The 586-nt window shown below is 76.1% G+C and carries 1 protein-coding gene and 1 pseudogene; both read left to right on the top strand.

Annotation, left to right across the window (positions count from 1 at the left end; translation table 11 throughout):
* The first annotated feature begins 61 nt into the window (after positions 1-61).
* Entirely contained in the window at positions 62-262 is a 201-nt protein-coding gene (locus tag GL263_RS27675) for a hypothetical protein (RefSeq protein ID WP_182858459.1), read from the top strand.
* Positions 263-311: 49 nt separating this feature from the next.
* Positions 312-586: pseudogene (locus GL263_RS27680) on the top strand (hypothetical protein); the annotation flags it as partial.

Consider the following 586-nt stretch of genomic DNA (forward strand, 5'->3'; position numbering starts at 1 on the left):
GCCACGGGGGGCGACCGCCGATGCGGTGGCGGGCGCCCGCCGCTGGGGGAGAAGGCCTCTGATGGAAGCGTTTCTGGTCTGTCTGGCGCTGGTGGCGGCTGCGGCACCGGCGGCCTGGCTGATGTCGCGGGCCGAGCGGTCCGCGTACCGGCCGGGGCGGCGGGGGCCGGAGGAGCGGTCCGCTCCGCCGGTCACGGGCGTGACGGACGCGCCGGCGGCGGCGTCGACGCGGATCTCGGTCGACGGGATGAACGGACACTAGGAAGCTGAGGCGCCCGGCGGGTCCGGGCGCGGCGAGAAGGGCGGGGGAGATGTTCGAGACGGTGTTCTTCGTGGTCGCGCTGCTTGTGCTGCTCGGCGGCGTCGGGGCGTTGGTGGCCATGGTCGTGGGGACGAGGTCGGGGCGCGGGGGTGGTCTGCGGCCGCAGGTCTCCCACCACGGGCCCGGTTACCACCACGGGCCCGGCGGCCACGGCGGCCACGTGAACGGGGTGAGTGACGGCGGCGGAACGGTCTGGGGGTCCGACGACTGCGGCCCCGGTTCGAGCGGCGGTTCGGGTGGTGGCTCGGGTGGTGGCTCGGGCGG

Origin of the sequence: Streptomyces durbertensis, assembly GCF_014156695.1 — a bacterium.
Taxonomy (GTDB): Bacteria; Actinomycetota; Actinomycetes; order Streptomycetales; family Streptomycetaceae; genus Streptomyces; species Streptomyces durbertensis.